General features: G+C 62.6%; 11 protein-coding genes. 10 read left to right on the top strand and 1 reads right to left on the bottom strand.

The window, feature by feature from the left end; all coding sequences use genetic code 11:
• Positions 1–23 precede the first annotated feature (23 nt).
• The gene (locus ACWPW0_RS19495) at positions 24–2,264 is read right to left on the bottom strand and encodes a TonB-dependent receptor (protein WP_454256242.1); all 2,241 of its coding nucleotides are present in this window, start codon (positions 2,262–2,264) and stop codon (positions 24–26) included.
• Between the two features lie 398 nt (positions 2,265–2,662).
• Between ACWPW0_RS19495 and ACWPW0_RS19490 the strand changes: the two genes are divergently transcribed.
• The 10 genes from ACWPW0_RS19490 to ACWPW0_RS19445 all read left to right on the top strand — a co-directional run bounded on the left by ACWPW0_RS19490 (position 2,663) and on the right by ACWPW0_RS19445 (position 17,364).
• The gene (locus tag ACWPW0_RS19490; protein WP_447594230.1) at positions 2,663–3,739 is read left to right on the top strand and encodes a sigma-54 interaction domain-containing protein; all 1,077 of its coding nucleotides are present in this window, start codon (positions 2,663–2,665) and stop codon (positions 3,737–3,739) included.
• A 310-nt stretch (positions 3,740–4,049) separates the two neighbouring features.
• The gene (locus tag ACWPW0_RS19485; RefSeq protein WP_447594228.1) at positions 4,050–4,799 is read left to right on the top strand and encodes an aspartate/glutamate racemase family protein; all 750 of its coding nucleotides are present in this window, start codon (positions 4,050–4,052) and stop codon (positions 4,797–4,799) included.
• Positions 4,800–4,822: 23 nt separating this feature from the next.
• On the top strand, positions 4,823–5,212 hold the full coding sequence (locus ACWPW0_RS19480) for a nuclear transport factor 2 family protein (protein ID WP_447594227.1): 390 nt from the start codon (positions 4,823–4,825) through the stop codon (positions 5,210–5,212).
• A 134-nt stretch (positions 5,213–5,346) separates the two neighbouring features.
• Complete coding sequence (locus ACWPW0_RS19475; RefSeq protein ID WP_454256241.1) at positions 5,347–7,464, top strand: oxidoreductase; 2,118 nt, start codon at positions 5,347–5,349, stop codon at positions 7,462–7,464.
• 70 nt (positions 7,465–7,534) lie between these two features.
• Positions 7,535–9,613 carry an oxidoreductase gene (locus ACWPW0_RS19470; protein ID WP_454256240.1) on the top strand — a complete coding sequence of 693 codons (2,079 nt, stop codon included), beginning with the start codon at positions 7,535–7,537 and terminating at the stop codon, positions 9,611–9,613.
• A gap of 561 nt (positions 9,614–10,174) precedes the next feature.
• Positions 10,175–11,374, top strand: coding sequence for a CaiB/BaiF CoA transferase family protein (locus tag ACWPW0_RS19465; protein WP_447594215.1), 1,200 nt, complete (start codon positions 10,175–10,177; stop codon positions 11,372–11,374).
• Positions 11,375–11,377: 3 nt separating this feature from the next.
• A complete protein-coding gene (locus ACWPW0_RS19460) occupies positions 11,378–12,301 on the top strand; it encodes a hydroxymethylglutaryl-CoA lyase (RefSeq protein WP_454256239.1) in 924 nt (307 codons plus the stop codon).
• Positions 12,294–13,277 (top strand): glycosyl hydrolase, encoded by a 984-nt coding sequence (locus tag ACWPW0_RS19455; protein ID WP_454256238.1) that lies wholly within the window; start codon positions 12,294–12,296, stop codon positions 13,275–13,277. The genes ACWPW0_RS19460 and ACWPW0_RS19455 overlap by 8 nt, the downstream gene beginning before the upstream one ends.
• A complete protein-coding gene (locus tag ACWPW0_RS19450; RefSeq protein ID WP_454256237.1) occupies positions 13,274–15,673 on the top strand; it encodes an efflux RND transporter permease subunit in 2,400 nt (799 codons plus the stop codon). The genes ACWPW0_RS19455 and ACWPW0_RS19450 overlap by 4 nt, the downstream gene beginning before the upstream one ends.
• A 2-nt stretch (positions 15,674–15,675) precedes the next feature.
• Positions 15,676–17,364, top strand: a complete 1,689-nt coding sequence (locus tag ACWPW0_RS19445) for a DUF1302 family protein (protein ID WP_447594208.1) — start codon at positions 15,676–15,678, stop codon at positions 17,362–17,364.
• The last annotated feature ends 7 nt before the right edge of the window (positions 17,365–17,371 follow it).

Here is a 17,371-nt window from a genome sequence, read left to right as displayed (position 1 = left end):
CTGTGGGCGCGGGCCGATTAGGGTCAGAAGTCGGAGGTGACGGAGACGCCGAAGGTGCGTGGGTTGCCGTACATCACGGCGGCCGTCTGGAAGCCGCCCGGCAGCGTGTGGTTGCGGTATTCCTTGTCGGTCAGGTTGTTGACGTAGGCGGTCACCCGGGTGGTGTCACCCGGCAGCTCGTAGGTCACCCGCGCATTGCCCAGGGTGTAGCCACCGCTGCGCATGCTCTGGCCCTGATCGTTGGAGAAGAAGTACTGGCGGCTGCGGGTGTCCCAGTCGGTGCCGAGGACGAGGGCGCCACCGACCTTGAGCGGGATGCGGTAGTCGGCGCCGATCACCGCGGATACGCTCGGGGCACGGACGAACTTGTTGCCCGAATAGTCGTTCGTCCCGGAGGTGTAGTCGGTGAACTCGGTGTGCAGCAGGCCGACCGCGAGGTTCAGGTGCAGGTTCTCCACCGGAATGGCTTCCAGCTCGAACTCGGCGCCGTAGGCCTCGCCCTCGGCGCCATTGGCCAGGCGCGAGACGGTCTGGTTGTTCACGGCGGTCACGATATTGAGCTGGATGTCTTCGTAGTCGTAGTAGAAGACGCTGGCGTTGGCATTGAGGCGACCGTCGAACCATTCCGATTTGAGGCCCAGCTCATAGGAGGTCAGGTATTCCGGGTCCACCGTGGCCACGGTCGCCTGGCTCACCGCGCCGGTGTTGTAGCCACCCGAGCGGAAGCCATAGGCGTAGCGGAAGTACACCCGCGCGTTGTCGCTGAGGCGGTATTCCGGGGTCAGGTCATAGGTGTAGTCGCTCCAGGTATTGCTCTCGTCCTGGGTGGCGTTGAGCACCAGGGGCGAGGTCACGCCGCCGTTCTTCCACCAGTCGCCCGGGGCGAAAATGGCGGGGCCCTGGTTCTGCACGCGGGCGAGGTCGATGCCCTTGCGCTCACGGGTCCAGCGCAGGCCGGCGGTGACATTGAAGCGGTCGGTGAAGCTGTAGGTGGTGCTGCCGAACAGGGCGTAGCTTTCGGTGCCCTGGTCATAGCCGATGTTGTTGAAGGCACGCGGGATGTAGGTGTTATCCAGGGTCGCGTTGGCGCTCTGCGATTCCAGGTCTTCCTTGAAGTAGTGGAAGCCGACCACCCAGTTCAGACGGTCCGTGCGTGGCGAGGCCAGGCGGAATTCCTGGGACCACTGCTTGCTGTCGGCGTAGCTGTAGCCGCGCTGTAGTTCGAGGGGCGTGTTGTCGCTGTCACCCAGGCTGTCGCGCTTGAAGTGCTCGAAGGCGGTGATCGAGGTGAGCGCCAGCTCGCCGAGTTGCCAGGTCAGGTTGAGGTTGGCGCCGGCCTGGTCGATGTTGGTCTTGTAGTCGGCGTTGTAGTTGACCTTGCCCTTCTTGGGATCGATGCGATAACCGAACTGGTTGGTACCGTCCGGGCGCAGGCCATAGCTGACCGTGCTGTAGCCACCGGTGTCGTGGTAGCTGCGGGCGTGCAGGTTGAGGTTGGCCTCCAGGTCATCGTTGATCCGCGCGAGGAATTGCAGGCGGACAACGTCGTCTTCCAGGGTGCCCTTGTCGTTGCCGTCGTTGATGTTTTCGCTATAGCCATCTCGGCCCTGGTGGCGCAGCGATAGGCGGGCGGCCAGGCGGTCATCGACCAGGGAATCGCCGATGGCTCCCTCGACGACCCGGTCGGCATAGCTGCCGACGTCCACCTTGAAATAGCCCGAGCGATCGAACGTCGGCTTGCGCGAAATGAAGTTGATTGCACCGGCGGTGGTGTTCTTGCCCCACAGCGTGCCTTGCGGGCCGCGCAGGACCTCGACGCGCTCCTGGTCGAACAGCGGGAAGCCGGTGGCACTGATGTTGGCGATGTACACGTCGTCGACATAGATGCCCACCGGGCTGACCGTGTTGGCGCCCTGGTCACCCGTGCCCAGCCCGCGAATCCACCAGCGTGGACGTCCATGGCCCTCGCTCGTGCCAGCCGAGGCGTTTGGGATGTAGCGGGTGACTTCGTTGGCCGATTGCAGCGAGGCGTCGCGGATCTTGTCGCCGCCGAGTACCGAGATGGACGAGGGCACTTCCTGTACCGACTCTTCACGCTTCTGCGCGGTCACCGTCACTTTGGCCAGGGTGGGGGTGCTGCTGGTTTCTTCGGCTTCCGGCGCTGCGGCCGGCTTTTCAGCGGCCAGGCCATTGAGCGAGTGGAGTCCGGCAAGCGCGCCGAGGCTCCAGGCAATGGCAACGGAAAGGGTGGTGCGTTTGAACATGATGCCCCCGAGGTTTTCGGTCTGCTGCCTGTCTGTTGGCTGGGCAGCAATGACTGGTGTGATGGCTAACGTGAGCAGTAAGGGAATGTTGTTGGCAGAACACCGAACCGCGCTGATGGAGCAATCGCAACAACCGTACCGAATCGCCTGAGGTACTTTGTTTTTCATGTATCAAGTTGATTTTTAATGATTTTATTTTTTATCGAGCGGGGATCGGCTGCTGCTGCACGTCTGCTCAGGCAGCAGCCGTTGCTGCTCGACTGCTGCTGTGGAAGCAGTGGGGGCGATTATTTTTAAATGGAATAAGCAAATGATTAATTGTGATTTTTTAATTATAAAAATTTTCGGGCACTATCGAGACCCAGCCTTCTACACGCCTATGAAATGGATCTGCTGCCATGTCGCTGCTCACTCACCCTCATGCTCGTGAACTGACCAAGTCGGTACGTGCCACCGTCCTGGTGTTCGAGGATCCACGCTCACAGGAATTGTTGAACCGCATCGAGCGCCTGGCGCCCAGTGAAGCCAATGCCTTGATCATTGGTGAGACCGGTACGGGCAAGGAGCTGGTCGCTCGGCACATTCACCACCTCAGCCGCCGGGGCACTTCACCCTTCGTGGCCGTCAACTGCGGTGCGTTTCCGGAAAGCCTGGTGGAGAGCGAGCTGTTCGGGCATGAGAAGGGCGCCTTCACCGGCGCGGCAAGCAGCAAGGCGGGCTGGTTCGAGGCTGCCAATGGCGGCACGCTATTTCTCGACGAGATCGGTGACCTGCCGCTGAACATGCAGGTCAAGCTGCTGCGCGTGCTGCAGGAGCGTGAAGTGGTGCGCCTTGGCTCGCGTACGCCGATTCCCATCGACGTGCGCCTGGTGGCGGCCACCAACGTCAACCTGGCCGATGCGGTGGTGGCCGGGCATTTTCGCGAGGACCTGTTCTACCGTTTGCATGTCGCGACGATTCGCCTGCCGCCGCTGCGCGAGCGTCCGGGCGATATCCTGCCGCTGGCCGAGTTCTTCCTCAACGAGCATTGCCAGCGCCTGGGTTACCAGCGCGCCACGCTGAGCGAGGATGCCGAGCGCAAGCTGCTGAGCCACACCTGGCCCGGCAACATCCGCGAGCTGGAAAACGCCATCCACCACGCCTTGCTCGTCTGCCGGAACCAGAAAGTGCAGCCCAACGACCTGCAGCTCGCCGACATGCGGCCCACGGCCTGGCGCCAGGAGATCGGTGGTCCCGTTGCCGCGCCGGCCGAGATCAGCCTGGAGGCGGCGCTGACGGCGCTGTATGAAAAGAATCAGCCGGAGCTGTACGAGCACATCGAGGAAACCATCTTCCGCAGTGCCTACCGGTTCTGCCATGGCAATCAGTTGCAGACCGGACGCCTGCTCGGCATCAGCCGCAACATCGTGCGCGCTCGGCTGGAGCGGATTGGCGAGCTGGAGCCTTCGGCGCGAACCGTGCTCCTGGCTCGCTGAAAGCTGCGAGTCTCTTCTCCCTTACCGGGCGGCCCACCGTGGCCGCCCGTTTCATTTCTGCTGCCTGAATAGCGCTGAGCGCAACGCCAGCCTCCCGTACAGCCAGGGGGATGCTTATCAGGTGGGATTTCAAGTTGCCTGTATTCTTTTCAACTTGAATAGCAGGTAACACTATTCGTCTACGGGATTTATAAAAAGTCCTTGTTAATCAATGCGTTAATTTTTGTGATTGTTGTGGCATCGGTCTTGCTCAAGAGAGGGAAACAACAAAAGCCGTGTCCAGCACGGTGACTTCCTCCGGGAGATACGCATGACCCACCGCATCAAGGTAATCATCCCCATTCCGATGGACCAGGCAGGCGCCGACAATCGTGCGTCGCAACTGCCGGCCACCATGATTCTTCCCGGGTTCCACCCCGAGTTCGTGCCGGTCGCCAAGGGCGCCTCGCTGGGCGATAGCGCCTACGACGTGCTGCTGATGGACTTCTCCGTGGTGCAGGCCGGCCTGCGCGCGCAGGAAGAAGGCTACAGCGCCGTGTGCATCGACACCGTCAGTGACTCCGGCCTGGCCGCACTGCGTTCGCGTTTGGATATCCCAGTGATCGCCCCCGGCATGGCGTCGTTCCACACCGCCTGCATGCTGGGCAAGAAATTCAGCATCATCACCATGTGGGATGAGTGGTTCCCGCTGTACGAGAAGACCCTGACCGAATACCAGCTGTGGCCACGCGTGGCGTCGCTGCGTTCGATCAAGACCCGCCCCGATCTCAAGGAGCTGCTGGAAGGCAAGGAAGAGGTGGTGTTCGCCAAGCTCGAGGCCGAAGCCCGCAAGGCGATGGAAGAAGACGGCGCCGACGTGATCGTGCTCGGCTCGACCACCATGCACCAGTCCCATGCCTACCTGGCCGAGCGCCTGCCGATTCCGGTGATCAACCCCGGCCTGGTTTCCTACAAGATCTGTGAAATGCTGCTGAGCCTGGGCCTCAAGCAGAGCCGCAAGGCTTATCCCGCCCCACAGAACCTGAACGACGCCGCCTATCACGGCTTTGCTGGTCAATAAAATCAACAAGGAGAACAAGCACCATGAGTCGTCTTTCCCGTGAGCAACTGATCGATCTGGCTACCCAGAAGTACTTCGGTAACGTGGACAACAAGAACATGCAGGCCGTGCTGGACTGCTGCCACGAGGACGTGGCGTTCACCATCCAGACCGACAACCTCACGCACAACGGCCACACCGGCGTGCGCAAGATGTTCGACAACCTGTTCAACAACTTCGAGGAAATCTGGCACGGCGATTTCGAAGTCGCCGCCGATGCCGAGACGCAAACCGTCTGCGCGCGTTTCAACGTGTACCTGAAGGATGCGCAAGGCAACGAAACCCGCCTGCGCAACTGCAACTTCTGGTACGTCGAAGACGGCAAGTTCCGCCGTGTGTTCGTCTTCATGAGCGGCGAGAACGTGCTGCGCTGATCCACCCGCATGTGCGGCCCGGAGGCATTGCCGTGATGCGCTCCGGGGCTCTGTACACCACCTTGTACAGAGGCTAGAGACCCGCCCCACGAGGGCGGGCAACTCACCAGAACAAGAACAAAAGGATGAGGACAATGACCCAGCCCACGACGCCGGGGGAGCTTCGCTATCCCTCGATTTTTACTCCGCTGAAAATCGGCAACATCACCATTCGCAACCGGCTGATGCAAACCGCCCATGCCAAGGGCTTCGCCTCGGCCGAAGGGCTGACCAACGACCGTGACATTCACTACCAGGCCGAACGGGCCAAAGGTGGCATCGGCCTGATAGTCACCGGCGCGCGCCACGTTCACCCCAACTCCACCGGGCCCAACCGCTCCCTGGCCCGTGGCAACCGCGACGAGATGATCGAGCGCGATGCCGAGATGGTGAAGGCGGTGCACGCCTTCGGTGGCCGGATCATCGCCCAGTTGATTCACTTCGGCCCGCAGGGGCGCAGCGGTGCGCTGGACGATTACCGCGTGCTCTGGGGCCCGTCGACCATGAAATCGCCGGCCTACAACGAGTGGGCCAAGGAGATGACCAAGGCGGAGATGGACGAGGTGTCCGACTACTTCGCCGAGACGGCGCTGAAATCCAAGGCGGCCGGCTTCGACGGCGTTGAGCTGCACTATTCCCACGGCTATCTGCACCAGCAGTTCCTGTCCTTCGTCTACAACAAACGCACCGACGAGTACGGCGGTAGCCTGGACAATATCGTGCGCTTCCCCATCGAGACGATGCAGCGGGTACGCGAGGCGGTCGGTCCGGATTTCGTGGTCGGTATCCGTGTGTCGCTGGATGAGTGCACCGTCGACGGCATGCACGCCGACACGGCGATCCAGATGACCCGCAAGCTGGTCGAGACCGGGCTGATCGACTACGTCAGCGCCACGGCGGGCACCTATGCCGCCCACGCCGACCAGATCCCACCGGGCGACTACCCGGAGAACTGGCTGGTGGACGACGGCGCGCGCCTACGGGCCGCGCTGCGTGAAGTCAGCGAGATTCCGGTATTCATCGTCGGCCACATTGTCGATCCGGCCAAAGCCGAAGCTCTGATCGCCAGCGGGGCCACCGATATGGTGGCGATGACCCGCACGCAAATCGCCGACCCCGAGTTCTGCAACAAGCTGCGTGAAGGGCGCGAAGACGAGATCAACCACTGCATCCGCTGTAACCAGGCGTGCATTGCCAGGCTGATGGCCGGCAATGCGATTTCCTGCGTGGTCAACCCGGCGGCCGGGCGTGAGCAGCGCTTCGGCCTGCACACCGTGCAACCGGCGCAGACACCCGGCAACTGGCTGGTGGTGGGCGGTGGCCCGGCCGGCATGAAGGCGGCGCTGACCCTGCGCGAGCGCGGTCATCGGGTCACGCTGGTGGAGAAGGGCGACCGCCTCGGCGGCATGCTCAACCTGGCCGCACGCCTGCCGCGCCGACAGAAGTTCGGTTTTATTCCCCGCGACCTGGAACGGCAACTGCGCAAGGCTGGCGTGGAGATTCGCCTGAATACGGCGATGAGTGCCGATGAAGTGGTGGCATTTGGCGCCGATGGCGTGATCCTGGCGACCGGTTCGACGCCGCTGAAAACAGCATTTACCTCGACCCGCCCGGCCGTGGATCGCGTGCCGGGCACCGAGCAGGACAACGTGCTCAGCGTGGTCGAAGTGCTTGAAGACCCGTCGCGCGTCGGCAAGCGCGTGGTGCTGTTCGACGAGGACGGTGGCCGCTATGCGCTCGGCACGGCGGAGTACCTGCTCGACCGTGGTCATCAGGTGCACGTGGTCAGCCGCTTCATCTCGCTGTCGCCGAACCTGGCGTTGACCCTGGACCTGCCGGTGAACTATCAGCATGTGTTCCGCAAGGGCCTGACCTACACCCTCAACAGCTGGGTGCGCAGCATTGACGGCAAGCAGGCGCAGTTGCTCAACCTGTTCACCGACCTGGATGGCGAATGCCTGGAGGCCGACACCTTCATCATCGCCGCTGGCCACAGCCCGCACGATGCGCTGTACCACGCGCTGCAAGGACGGGTGGAGAACCTGCATTGCATCGGTGATGCACGCCTGCCGCGCCCGCTGCAGGACACCATCTACGAAGGCATGCTGGCGGGGCGCGAGCTGTTGGACGACCCGAAACGCTTCATCGAGCAGGGGGAGCTGGAAGGCTTCGGCGCCGATTGGCGCAGCGCCATGGGTGCGCCCGCGCACTGAGTCGTTCCCCGTCCTTTTCGTCGCATGAACCCGGCTGGTGAAGTCCTTCACCAGCCGTGGGAGAACCGTTATGACTGTCGAACGTTATCCGCATCTGTTCCAACCGTTGCGCCTGCGCGGGATCACCCTGCGCAACCGCATCATGCAGTCGGCCCACGCCATGGCCTTCAACTCGCCCGACGGGCTGACCAACAATCGCGACATCTACTACCACGCCGCGCGGGCCAAGGGTGGCATCGGCCTGATGGTCACCGGCAACCGCCTGATCCACCCGACCTCCAACACCTTCTGCCGTGGCTACCCGTATGGCTACCGAGAAGAAATGGTCGAGCGCGACACGGCGCTGACCGAAGCCGTGCATGGCTTTGGCGCGCACATCTTCGCCCAGCTCAACCACTTCGGTGTGATGGGCGAGACCCACGCCATGGATGACTACCGGGTGCTCTGGTCGTCGTCCAACATCAAGTCACCGGTGTTCGGCGAAATGGCCAAGGCCATGGAGCGCTCGGACATGGACGAGATCGTCGAGGGCTGGGTGCGCTCGGCGGAGTACTCGCGACTGGCCGGCTTCGATGGCGTCGAGGTGCACCTGGCGCACAGCTACCTGCTGCACCAGTTCATCTCGCCGCTGTTCAACAAGCGCACTGACGAATACGGCGGCAGCTACGAGAACCGCATGCGCTTCCCGCTGGAAGTGATCAAGGCGGTACGCGACAAGGTCGGTCCGGACTTCGTGGTCGGCATTCGCCTGTCGATGGACGAAATGGTCCCCGGCGGCATGGAGATCGCCGACTGGATCAAGGTGGCGCAAACCGTCGAGGCCACCGGCCAGATCGACTACATCATGGCCACCGCCGGGGTGTACCAGTCGGCCACCTACATCATGCCGCCCTATGACGTGCCCAATGGCTGGCTGGTCGATCCAGTGGCGCGGCTCAAGCGCGCGGTGAGCATTCCGGTGTTCTGCGTGTCAGGCATCGGCAGTGCCGGCGAAGCCGAGGCGATCCTCGCCCGTGGCGACGCCGACATGGTGGCCATGACCCGCGCGCAGATCGCCGACCCGGAGTTCGCCATCAAGACCGCCGAGGGCCGCGAGGACGAGATCTACCACTGCCTGCGCTGCAACCAGGGCTGCGTCTCGCGACTGTTCCACGGCACCTCGATGACCTGCCAGATCAACCCGGCCACAGGGCGTGAAGAGGTGTTCGGCCCGCAGACCCTGGAGCTGGCGCCTGACGCCAAGCATTGGGTGGTGGTCGGTGGTGGTCCCGGCGGGATGAAGGCGGCCGAGGGCCTGGCCAAGCGCGGTCACCGCGTCACGCTGCTGGAGAAGGGCGCCGAACTGGGTGGCCAGGTCAACCATATCGTCCGCCTGCCACGCCGTGATTCGTTCGCCTGGATCACCGAGGACCTCAAGGTGCACATGGCCAAGGCGGGTGTGCAGGTACGCCTGAATTGCGAGGCCAGCGTCGAGTCGATCAAGGCCCTGCAACCGGACGGCGTGATCATCGCCACCGGCTCGCTGCCGGACCGTAGCGGCTATTCCGACATCAACCCGCTGGTCGATCAGGTGCCGGGGCTGGAGGCCGACCATGTGTTCACTGCGCTCGACGTGCTGGCGCACCCGGAGCGGGTCGGTAAACGCGTGCTGGTGCTGGACGAGGAGGGCAACCGCTATTCCGCCGGCATCACCGAGCTGCTGGTGGAGAGCGGTCACGAGGTGCATGTGGTGACGCGCTGGAACGCGTTGTTCCATCGCCTCGGCACCACCCTCGACCAGCCGGTGGTGTACGCCAACCTGTTCAGCCGCGGGCTGACCTACACGCTGAATGCCTGGGTCAGCCAGGTGCGTGGTTCGGCGGTGGATCTGTTCAACCTGTACAGCGCCGAGGAGGAAACCCTGGAGGGGTTCGACAGCATCGTCCTGGCGGTGCGGCACTTGCCGGTGGATGGGCTGTACCACGCGCTGAAGGCCGAGCTGGACAATGTGCATCGGGTGGGGGATTGCGTGGTGCCACGCAAGACCGACCATGCGATTTTCGAGGGGTTTCTTGCCGGGCGGGAGATCTTCGATAACTGGAAGCGCTACATCGAGCCGGGTTCCATCGAGCAATTCGACGGGCCGATCGAGCAACAACGTTTTCTCTGAACACTGCTCCCTAGTGTGACTTTCGCCGGCACCTTGTGTGCCGGCTTTTTTTGGGGTTTTTACGCCACGTGTAGGGGCGTGCGCACTGGTGGGATGTGTGTGGTTGCTGGTGGTCTGTGGCGCGGCTGATTAGCGAGGGGATTTAGGCTTTTGGTTTTGTCCGCCCCCGCCGGACGAGCCACTTTTTCCTGGTTCGGGCGGCGATCCGCAGCAACGAGAAAGTGACTCGGCCAGAAGGGTGAAATCAGACGCTGCAAACCACCCCAATAACCCGCCATCCACAGAACACGTTCAGAGAAAACCTGCAGCCCAGAACTCAATGCAGTGCTGTGAATTCTTCCATCATCCTGACTCCCCACGCCCAAGCGACCAACGGCCATCCATGCAGAATGAAATAACCATTTCAGGTTGCAATGGAATTCCCCGGCCAGCATTTTTTCCTTATCGAAAATATCTGAAAAATTACTTATAAAACAATGGCTTAAATTTAAACAAAGGACTTGGCAAGCACCTTGCTATCCCTCTTGTGCGGGCATTTCTAACAAGTACAAGAGAACGATCATGAGTAAACCGCTAGAGGGGATTCGTGTCCTCGATCTGACCCATATGTTGTCCGGCCCTTATGCCGGAATGATCCTTGCTGATCTCGGGGCGGAAACAATCAAGGTCGAGCCGCTGGCTGGCGAAGGCACACGTGCCCTGTTGGCCAAAGACCCTCGGCATTCATTCAAAGGGATGGGGGCCTATTTCCTCACCCTCAATCGCAACAAGCAAAGCGTCTGCATCGACCTCAAGAGCGAACAGGGCCTGGCCGTGTTCCACGACCTGGTGCGTGAAGCCGATGTGGTGCTGGACAACTTCAGCGCCGGCGTTCCGCAGAAGCTCAAGATCGACTACCCCCATCTCAAACTGATCAACCCACGCATCATCACCTGCTCGGTCTCCGGCTTCGGCCAGGACGGCCCCAATTACCTGCGTCCGGCATTCGACCAGGTGGTGCAGGGCATCGGTGGTGGCATGTCGATCACCGGCGACAACGCGGAGACGCCAACCCGTGCCGGTATCCCGATCGGTGACCTGGGCGGCGGCATGTTCGCGGTCATGGGCGTGCTTGCCGCCATCCAGGCGCGGCACAGCAAGGGCCATGGGCAGCACGTCGACATCAGCATGCTCGACTGCCAGATCAGCATGCTCAACTACATGGCCACCATGTATTTCCTCAGTGGCGAGAACCCCGAGCCGCTGGGCAACGGCCACTTCGTGCATGTGCCGTACAACACCTACCGCACCGCCGACGGTTTCATCATCGTCGCGGTGATCTTCGACAGCTTCTGGGACAACCTGGTCAGCCTGCTCGATATCGATGCCCTCAAAGACCCCAAGTACAAGACCCAGCCCGCTCGCCTGGCCGACAAGAAGCTGATCGACGGCGTGCTCAACGACCTGTTCGCCACCCGCGACACCGCGCACTGGGTCGAGAAGCTGTCTTCGGTGCGTGTGCCCTGTGCCCCGGTCAACCGTTTCAGCGAAGCCCTGGCCGACCCGCAGGTGCGTCATCGCAAGATGGTGGTGGATATCCCGCATCCGCAGGGTGGCACGGTGGAAGCACCGGGCAACCCGATCAAGCTCTCTGCTGACAACGAAGACAGCTACAGCGCACCGCCCCTGCTGGGCGAACACACCGAAGCCGTGCTCGAGCGCGTACTGGGCTATGGCCCGGAGCGTATCGCCGAGTTGAAGAACCAGCGGATCGTGGGGTGAGGCATGAGTGATTTCGTCACCGTCAATGAAGTCGGCCCGCGCGACGGGCTGCAGAGCCAGGGCAAGACCCTGAGCATCGAGGAGCGTCTGTTGATGATCGACGCGCTGCTCGATAGCGGTATTCGCAGCATCGAGGTTGGCAGTTTCGTCTCGCCCAAGGCCGTGCCGCAGATGGCCGGGACCGGTGAGCTGTTCGGTCTGTTGCCGATGACCGAGTCAGTCGCCTACTCGGCGCTGGTGCCGAACCTGCGTGGCTACGAGCTGGCGCGCGCCGCTGGTGTGCAGTCGGTCGCGGTGGTGCTGTCGGCCACCGAAACCATGAACCAGCGCAACATCAACATGAGCCTCGAGCAGACCACCGATGTGTGCGGCGAGCTGATGCAGCGCGCCCGTCAGGACGGCATCCAGGCGCGTGCCTATGTCGCCGTGGCGTTCGAGTGCCCGTTCGAAGGCCTGACCCCACCCTCGGTGGTCGAGTACCTGAGCCAGCGCATGCTCGAAGCCGGCGCGGACAAGGTGATCATTGCCGACACCATCGGCGCGGCCAGTCCACGTGCCGTGCGCCAGGTGCTGGAGCGACTGGATTCGGCGTGCATGGCCGGGCAGTTGTCCTGTCACTTCCATGACACCCGCGGCATGGCTCTGGCCAACGTACTGGCCGCGCTGGAGTGGGGCGTGCGTGAGTTCGACAGCTCCATCGGCGGCCTTGGCGGCTGCCCGTTCTCGCCCGGCGCCACCGGCAACCTGGCTACTGAAGACCTGGTGCTGATGCTCGATGCCATGGGCCTGCGTAGCGGTATCGAACCGCTGGCGCTGGTCGATGCGGTGCAGCGTGTGCAAGCGCTGACCGGCACGCCGCTGGGCGGCCATTCGTTCCGTTGGCTCGACCGTCAGGCCAGCAAGCGCCAGGGGGTGAACCATGCTTAATCGTCTGCTTAGCTGGGTCGCCCGTCTGGCGCCCTGGATGGTCATCGGCAGCCTGGCTTACGCCGCCGTGTTCATCAAACCCTCGGTCAATCCGGTGCCACTGGACCAGCCCTTGCTCGAACGCCGTGATGCCTTCTTCGATGGCGCGGTGCTGGGCGAGCGCGTGTGGATCGTCGGGCAGAACGGCGCCCTGCTGTCGAGCCTGGATGCCGGCGCCAACTGGGTGCGGGAAGAGCTGCCAGCACGCGGCAACCTGCAGTCCATCGCCGTTTCCGATCAGGGCCGGCAAGTCGTGGTGGGCAACCAGGGCCGTCTGTGGACGCGCCTGGGTGCCGAGCCCTGGCAGAGCCAGGACCTGCTGGTCTCCGACCTGGCGGGGAAGCTCCTGAGCGTCAGTTTCATCAACGGCCATTTCTGGACCGTCGGTGAGATGGGCGCTCTGTTCCGCGGTGATGCCGATGCTGCGCACTGGGAGCCGATGGGCACCGGTGATGACGTCACCTTCAACAGCATCCGTGCTGGCGTCGAGGGCGATCTGTGGATCACCGCCGAATTCGGCCGCCTGCTGCGCAGCCGCGATAACGGGGTGACCTGGACCACCCAGGAACTGGGTAGCGAAAGCCTGCGCTCGCTGGTCTTCGCAGGGCACACCGGGCTTGCCGTGGGCAACCAGGGCCAGACCTTCCTCAGCACGGATGGCGGCGACAGCTGGCAAGCCGTGAAGCCCTTCACCCGTGAGCACCTGTTCGACGTGGCCGTGCACCGTGGCGAGTGGCTGACCACCGGCGACCGCGGTGCGCTGTTCCGTACCCAGACCCCTTCCGGAACCTGGCAGGCCTGGACACCGGACGGGCTCGACAAGAGCTATCACAGCCGTCTGCTCGACACCGCTGATGGTGTGGTGCTGATCGGCCATCAACTCGGCTTGCTGCGCCAGGACGACCTGCAACTCTGGCCTCGGGAGCAACAACAATGAATGCCGCAATGAGTTTTGTCGCGCGCCTTTCGCTGTGGGCGATCCGTCATCGCCTGCTGGTGTGCGTGGTGGTCGGGGTGATCACCCTGGGCTTCGCCATCAGCCTGGTTCACCTGGATATCCGCACCCGCTTCAGCGACATGGTTCCCCACGACCATCCCTATGTGAAGGTGCACCAGAAGTATCAGGACAGTTTTGCCGCGAGCAACCGCGTGACCATTCTGGTCAAGGCCAAAGAAGGCGACATCTTCCGTGAGGATGTGCTCGGTGAAGTGCGTCGGATTACCTACGACCTGCAGCAGGTCGATGGCGTCAACCCGATGCAGATCACCTCGCTGGCGTCGAAGAAGCTCAAGCGCGTCAACGCCTCCAGCGAGGGCATCGAAACCCGTCCGCTGATGTGGCCTGACCTGCCCAAGGATGCGCAGCAGATGCGCGAGCTGCGTCAGGCGGTGCTGAACAACCCGCTGGTCTACGGCCTGTATGTCGACCGTGACCTGGGCTCGGCGCTGATTCAGGTCGACTTCTACGACCACCTGGTGGACTACTCGAAGATCTTCCCGCAGATCGAGGCCATCCTCGACGCCTCGCCGGTGAAGGACGCGGTGAGCCTGCACCTGGTCGGCGAGCCGATCCTGTACGGCTGGGTCTCGCATTACCTGGGCGAGACCGTGAGCATCGCGCTGCTGTCGCTGGCTGCCATGCTGGTGCTGCTGTTCGTGTTCAGCCGGACCTGGCGCGGCACCCTGCTGCCGTTGATTGCCGGTATCGTCTCGGCCATCTGGGCGCTGGGTGTCGGCAGCCTGCTGGGCTACAACTTCGATCCGCTGGTGATCGTGGTGGCCTTCATCATCACGGCGCGGGCGTTCTCCCACTCGGTGCAGCTGATCACCCGCTTCGATGACCTGGCGGTGGGCGAGTCCATCGAGCCGAAGAAGGCTGCCGAGCAGACCATGCGCGAGCTGTTCCGCCCGAGCATGCTGGGGCTGTACGCCGACGCCGGGGCGATCCTCTGCGTGATCCTCACGCCGATTCCGCTGATGCACAAAGTAGCGATCATCGGTGCGATCTGGGTGATGACCATTGCCGTGTCGGCGGTGCTGCTGACGCCGGCGCTGCTGTCCTACGTCAAGCGCCCGGAAGGCTACGTGCACCCGGTCAACCTTGACGGCTTCATGCAGTTCGTTCTCAACGGGGCGAAGTGGATGGTGCGCAGCCGGGCGCGCTACTGGGTGGCCCCGGTGACCCTGGTGCTGCTGTGCGGCTTCATGTTCGAGGCCACCAAGATCAACGTCGGCGATGCCAGCGACGGTTCGCCGATCCTCTGGCAGGACTCGTCCTTCAACCGCGACAGCGCGCTGATCAACCGTCTCTATCCCGGCTCCGAGCAGATGTTCGTGGTGCTCGAAGGCAAAGAGCTGGACGCGATGAAGACGCCCGAGGTGCTCGACTGGATGCTGCGCTTCTCGCGCTACATGGAGCGCCAGCCGGAAATCGGCGGCACCGTCTCGCTGGCCGACATCGTCATCGACATCCGCCGCAACCTCTATGAAGGCAACCCGCGCTACGGCGAACTGGGCTCCAGCCGCATGGAAAACGGCGAGCTGATCAGCTTCTACATGCAGGGCGCCGACCCGGATGACCTGACCCAGTTCTCCGACGTGCAGTTCCGCAATGCCGCCGTGACCCTGTTCTTCCGCGATCACAAGGGCGACACCCTGCGCAAGGCGACCCACTACGCCAACGAGTTCATCCGCGACAACCCACTCGAAGGGGCGGACGTGAAGCTGGTGGGCGGCGTGCTGGGCATCATCGCGGCGGTCAACGAGATCCTTCTCGGCGACCAGATCGAAGCGACCGCGCTGGCCTTCCTGGTGGTGGTGCTGTGCTGCCTGATCGTCTACCGCTCTTCGGTCAGCGGGATCTTCTTCATCATCCCGGTGCTGATCTCCAACGTGGTGACCTTCGCCTTCATGGCCTGGCAGGACATCGGCATGAGCATCAGCACCTTGCCGGTGGTGGCCTTGGGTATCGGGCTGGGCGTGGACTACGCCTTCTACATCGTCGATTCGATGAAGGAATACCTGGAGAAGCACCCCGACGCCGACCCGCTCGACGCGGTGCTGCAGTCGCTCGGCTCGGCGGGCCGTGGCGTGCTGCTGACGGCCTTCACCCTGGCGGCCGGGGTGCTGTTCTGGTCGTTCTCTTCCCTTCGTTTCCAGGCGGAGATGGGCATGCTGATCGGCCTCTGGCTGATGGTTTCTGCACTCACCTCACTCTTCGTCATGCCTTCGCTTGCGCTGGTGTTCAAACCGAAATTCATCTTTGAACACGGCCAGACGAAAGACGTCCCGATCTGCGGGCGTATCCACCAACCTGAACACATCAGGAACTAAAAATGAGCGCACAAAACAACAATACGAAAGTGTGGTCTGGCAAAACTCCACTCGCCTGCGCAGTCCTGCTGGCGGGTCTGGGAGTGCAGGCTGGCGTCCAGGCGGAGGAAGGGTTTCTCTCCGACTGGGAAGTCAGCGGCTACCTGCGCCAGCATATGTCCTGGAACCTGGAGAACCCTTACCTGATGGACACCGATGACCCGAACGGGCTGGTCGGTGCCAAGCGCAAGGGCAACTATCGCTACGACCTGTCGATGGCGCGCACCACCCTCAAGCTCAACCTGTTCAAGGACTTCGGCAACTCGCAGTTCAACATCTCCGGGCGCGTGGCCCGTGAGGTCGAGACCAACTACCTGAAGGACCTGCAGAAGGCGATGGACGGCAACGCCGCGTCCGACCTGTTCAGCAACCGCACCAAGTCCTCGGTCAACCTGATGGACGACGTCTACAACAGCGAAGAAATTCGCGAGTTGTGGTGGCAGACCGGGGTAACCCCAACCACCACCCTGAAGCTCGGCAAGCAACAGGTGGTGTGGGGCGAGACCGACTTCTTCCAGTCCCTGGACGTGATCCACGGCTACGACATGCGTATTCGTTCGTTCCTCGAGCCGGAAAACGAGGACGTGCGCAAGCCGCTGTGGATGGTCAACCTGATGGAGCGCTTCGACAGCGTCGACGGCACCCTGCAGATGCTCTACATCCCCGGCCGCATGAACCGCGCCAAGGACCGTGGCAACAGCTACGACCTGGAAGGCGGACGCTGGGCGAACAACCCGAACAAGGGCATCACCTTCGAGTCGGCGACCTTCGGTGCGGACGTGCCGTACAACTACAACCACAAGGCCGCCGACATGGACGATCCGTCCTATGGCGTGCGCTGGAAGGGCATGGCCGGCGACTGGGAATACTCGCTGGGCTGGTTCCACGGCCCCTCGCAGAACCCGGTGATCAACTCCAACCCGAACAACCCGCTGGGCGTGGGTAACGCGGCGAGCGGGCGGACCTATGTCGGCCCGTACAAGGGCGACTACCGTTCCGATCCGGGCTCCACCGTGGGCGAACTGATCTTCCCGTTCATCGACGTGTTCGGCGTGACCGCCAACCGTTACCTCGAGTCGCTGGATGCGGTGTTCTCCACCGAGATCTCCTACATCCCCAACGCGCCGTACAACATCGGCGTGCAGGCAGGCGAGAGCGGCGGTTGCTCCTTCTTCCCGGGCTTTTGCGGAATCATCGAGAAGGACGTGGTGAAAACCATGGTGCGCATGGACAAGCAGCTCGGCCTGCAGAACTACCTTGGCACCAGCCGTCCGTCGTTCTTCTCGGTGCAGTTGTTCAACACCTGGATCACCAACTACGACCGTGACGACGAAGTGGTCAACACCGCCGGCTTCAGTGGCCGTGGCAAGGAGTTCTCGACCATCGCCACCGCCATCCTGGCGACCAACTACGACAACGACCGGATCAACCCGACCCTGGCAGTCGGTACCGACCTGACCTACGGCGGCAGCTTCATCGTGCCGAGTGTCGAGTTCGCCTATGGCAACAACTGGCGGGTACGTGTCGAGGCGGATCTGTTCTTCAACGACGAGCGGCAGAAACGCGCGCTGCAAGGCTTCAACAACACCAACCTCTTCGGCTATTTCGATGGCAACGACCAACTGGCTGTCCGTGTGACCTACCAGTTCTGATGCAGGA

Source organism: Pseudomonas sp. Marseille-Q8238, from assembly GCF_965111915.1.
Note: the sequence above shows the minus strand (reverse complement) of the source record. Positions and strands in the feature narration are given on the sequence as shown.

Excerpts from the sequence above, each read along its gene's own strand:
- ACWPW0_RS19445 (WP_447594208.1), top strand. The coding sequence starts at position 15,676 with ATGAGCGCACAAAACAACAATACGAAAGTGTGGTCTGGCAAAACTCCA.
- ACWPW0_RS19450 (WP_454256237.1), top strand. The coding sequence starts at position 13,274 with ATGAATGCCGCAATGAGTTTTGTCGCGCGCCTTTCGCTGTGGGCGATC.
- ACWPW0_RS19470 (WP_454256240.1), top strand. The coding sequence starts at position 7,535 with ATGACTGTCGAACGTTATCCGCATCTGTTCCAACCGTTGCGCCTGCGC.
- ACWPW0_RS19460 (WP_454256239.1), top strand. The coding sequence starts at position 11,378 with ATGAGTGATTTCGTCACCGTCAATGAAGTCGGCCCGCGCGACGGGCTG.
- ACWPW0_RS19480 (WP_447594227.1), top strand. The coding sequence starts at position 4,823 with ATGAGTCGTCTTTCCCGTGAGCAACTGATCGATCTGGCTACCCAGAAG.
- ACWPW0_RS19475 (WP_454256241.1), top strand. The coding sequence starts at position 5,347 with ATGACCCAGCCCACGACGCCGGGGGAGCTTCGCTATCCCTCGATTTTT.
- ACWPW0_RS19485 (WP_447594228.1), top strand. The coding sequence starts at position 4,050 with ATGACCCACCGCATCAAGGTAATCATCCCCATTCCGATGGACCAGGCA.
- ACWPW0_RS19490 (WP_447594230.1), top strand. The coding sequence starts at position 2,663 with ATGTCGCTGCTCACTCACCCTCATGCTCGTGAACTGACCAAGTCGGTA.
- ACWPW0_RS19495 (WP_454256242.1), bottom strand. The coding sequence starts at position 2,264 with ATGTTCAAACGCACCACCCTTTCCGTTGCCATTGCCTGGAGCCTCGGC.
- ACWPW0_RS19465 (WP_447594215.1), top strand. The coding sequence starts at position 10,175 with ATGAGTAAACCGCTAGAGGGGATTCGTGTCCTCGATCTGACCCATATG.
- ACWPW0_RS19455 (WP_454256238.1), top strand. The coding sequence starts at position 12,294 with ATGCTTAATCGTCTGCTTAGCTGGGTCGCCCGTCTGGCGCCCTGGATG.